Origin of the sequence: Lentilactobacillus sp. (assembly GCF_040773105.1) — a bacterium.
Taxonomy (GTDB): Bacteria; Bacillota; Bacilli; order Lactobacillales; family Lactobacillaceae; genus Lentilactobacillus; species Lentilactobacillus parabuchneri.
The window spans coordinates 1-3,042 of sequence record NZ_JAXGWW010000249.1 but is presented as its reverse complement, the minus strand read 5'-3'; the positions used below and the strand labels follow the sequence as shown (position 1 = coordinate 3,042).

The window sequence follows — 3,042 nt, the reverse complement described above, 5'->3', positions numbered from 1 at the left end:
TTCCAAGGAAGCCTCTGACATGGTTTTAGCGGACGATAACTTCGCCACCATCGTGACGGCCGTCAAAGCGGGACGAAAAGTCTTCGCCAACATTCAAAAGTCACTGCAGTACCTGCTGTCCGCCAACCTCGGTGAAGTATTGACCCTGTTTGTCATGACCATGATGGGGTGGCAGATTTTGGCCCCCGTTCAAATTTTGTGGATCAACCTGGTAACGGACACGTTTCCGGCGATTGCACTGGGTGTTGAACCGGCTGAACCCGGTATCATGAAACGCAAACCACGGGGAAGGACGTCAAACTTCTTATCCGGTGGGATTATGACCAACATTTTGTACCAGGGCTTTTTTGAAGGGTTCATTACACTGGCCGTATACGCCTTTGCGATTACCAATCCGGTGCACGCGTCAGATGCGCTGGCCCACGCGGATGCGTTAACGATGGCCTACGCCACCCTTGGCTTAATTCAGCTGTTCCACGCCTTTAACTCCAAAACCATTCACGAGTCCATTTTCAGAGTCGGCTTGTTTAAGAACAAGTTCTTTAATTGGGCTTTGCTGGGGTCGGCAATCTTACTCATCGGTACGATTGTGATTCCAGGATTCAACAACATGTTCCACGTGACCGAACTCACCGCATCTCAATGGCTGGTGGTTGTCTTCGCCGGCTTTATGATCGTTGTTGTGTCAGAAGTAGTAAAATATATCCAGAGACATATTTCCCACAAATAAAAAGTTAAAAGAAGGACTGATATTTTGAAACCACAAGATATGCAACGATACGCAAAAGTTGTTTCCGACGTCATCAACGCCACCGAAGAAAACGGCGAAGATTTAAATGCTGACTACGAAACGTTAAGACACGCCATTGATCATGACACCATTGCTGATTTGAGCGGCGACAAACTCAAAGCAATTAAGGATCATTTTCAAGCCGGAACCGATCAGTACCAAGATAACGTCAACAAGCTCCAGCAGGTGGCCGTTCCGGTCAAATTACTGGGCAGACACAAGGTGTTGATTCGCCACTACGAGGACTACGCAAACGCCTGCCAGGCGATGACCGACAGTCTTGATCCGGACAATGACACGATTGATACCGAAAAGTTCAATCAGTCAGAAAAGGATCAAGAAAACAGCATCGCCAAGGTGTCGAGCGCAACGACGCGGATCATGGGAAGTATTTAACCGAATATCTATTCGCATTTAAGAATCTAAATTACTGAGGATATTTTCTGTTATGAAAAAGCCTCCTGATTGCCGGATGAAAGGTCATTCATCCAGCAGTCAGGAGGCTTTTGTGATACCAACTATCATTTGAAACGGGTATCGCAGCGCGGTTGGGCCGGCTCAGTATTTAAGCGGGCATTCACGATTTCATTGTTCGTAACTGTAAGTCGGCGTTAAAAAACTGTGGGTATGCCAAGTAGCAGGCAATCGTACTGCCGATGCTGGTAGCAGCCATCAGCATGAAGGTGACCATGATTTGGTACATGATCGCCTTGGTTGGATCGACGCCGGCAAAAATCAAACCGGACATCATCCCTGGAAGACTGACCAGCCCAACAGTTTTGGCTGAGTCAACTGTCGGGCTCATTCCCGTTCGAATGGCTTCTCTAACCACATTAATCGCCGTTTGGTAGCGAGTCGCTCCCAGCGCCAGCTTTTCCAACAGTCCCTGGCGCTTATCATGAAACTGACTGTTGAGGCTTCTGTAAGCCAGGCCAATAGCGACCATCGCGTTACTGGCAATCATACCAGACACGGGCACAATCTGGCTGGGAACAAAGGCGATCGCTTTTGCCAACACCAGTAAGCCGATTGTGACGCCAGTGGCCACCGTGATTGCCAGAAGGCTAATCACAAACGCGTAGGGGATGCCACGGGCACGTCCCCGAGCGTTCCAAGCGGCGTTAAAGACAATAATTCCTACCATGAGCAGTGTCAGCCAGGCGCGATTGACCGAAATGATGTACGTCAAGACGTAACCGACAACCGTCAGTTGGATAACGGCCCGGATGACGCCGATCACCAAATCTTTTTCCAGCCCAATTTTTTCTTTAAGGCTGATAAAAAACGCCACAGCAACCAAGGCAACCGCAAAAATTAATGCAGTTGGCGTTACAATTAATTGATTCATGCCGTCACCGCCATTTCGCCCGCAACGATGGTGATCAGTCGATCAGCCGCTGCTAATTCGGATTCATCATGCGTCACGGTGATGATCGTGACCCCTTGCTTCATGAAATTATTAATCACTTGATGGACCGTGTCCTTTGAGTCGGCGTCCAGACCGGTGGTAATTTCGTCTAATAATAATACTTTTGGTGTAAAAATCAGGTTCCGAATCAAAGCGACCCGCTGCTTTTCACCACCCGAAAGCTCTGTGATCGGCTTATCGAGCATATCGTCTGGCAAGTTGACTTCTGCCAGTGCGTTTACCATGCGGTCATGGTCAACTTGTTCCTGGCGGATTTGGAAGGGAAAGGCCAAATTATCCGCCACAGTTTCGCCAAATAGACTGGGTTGTTGATAACAGTATGAGACCAGCCGGCGGTAAGCAGTCTTTTCATAAGTTTCCTGAGGACGACCTGAGAATAAAATCTGACCCTGTGTGGGCGTGAGTAGGGTCGCCAACAATAAGAGCAGGGTACTCTTGCCAGAACCCGACGGGCCGGTAATGGTTACAAATTCGCCGGGTGCCACCGTGAACGAAATATGCGCTAACAGTGTCCGCTTCGATACCGTCAAACCGACGTCTTGCAGGTCAAAAATTGTTTCTGCCATTTCGACTATCTCCTTCTCATTTGATAAGTCGATTGTATAAGATAGCGCTTACAATGTCACTTAAAGCGATTCTTAATTTGTAACTATGACAAATTAGCTTTTTAAAGTGACTCCTTTTATTTGCCGTTTAGTTGGATTTTACAACGTCGTCAAAATTGCCGGATATTAAACAAAATTAATAATGATTCTATTCTGGGGCTGATATGGTCAATCTCCTTTGTTGATTGGCTGCGAATCATGTTGCAGATTTTAACACG

4 protein-coding genes are annotated in these 3,042 nt (G+C 47.5%); 2 read left to right on the top strand and 2 right to left on the bottom strand.

From position 1 onward, the window contains the following. Positions 1-730: cation transporting ATPase C-terminal domain-containing protein (locus AB3112_RS10235; RefSeq protein WP_367334432.1), on the top strand; the 730-nt coding region annotated here is incomplete at its 5' end. Positions 731-754: 24 nt separating this feature from the next. Beyond that, entirely contained in the window at positions 755-1,186 is a 432-nt protein-coding gene (locus tag AB3112_RS10230) for a hypothetical protein (protein ID WP_367334431.1), read from the top strand. Between the two features lie 181 nt (positions 1,187-1,367). Here AB3112_RS10230 and fetB read toward each other — a convergent pair whose 3' ends face one another. Further along, positions 1,368-2,138 carry an iron export ABC transporter permease subunit FetB gene (gene fetB / locus AB3112_RS10225; RefSeq protein ID WP_057910318.1) on the bottom strand — a complete coding sequence of 257 codons (771 nt, stop codon included), beginning with the start codon at positions 2,136-2,138 and terminating at the stop codon, positions 1,368-1,370. Beyond that, the gene (locus AB3112_RS10220; protein WP_367334430.1) at positions 2,135-2,785 is read right to left on the bottom strand and encodes an ATP-binding cassette domain-containing protein; all 651 of its coding nucleotides are present in this window, start codon (positions 2,783-2,785) and stop codon (positions 2,135-2,137) included. Before AB3112_RS10220 ends, fetB begins: the two co-directional genes overlap by 4 nt. Positions 2,786-3,042: the final 257 nt, after the last annotated feature.

Coding starts and splice junctions, on each gene's coding strand:
- fetB (WP_057910318.1), bottom strand. CDS start 2,138: ATGAATCAATTAATTGTAACGCCAACTGCATTAATTTTTGCGGTTGCC.
- AB3112_RS10220 (WP_367334430.1), bottom strand. CDS start 2,785: ATGGCAGAAACAATTTTTGACCTGCAAGACGTCGGTTTGACGGTATCG.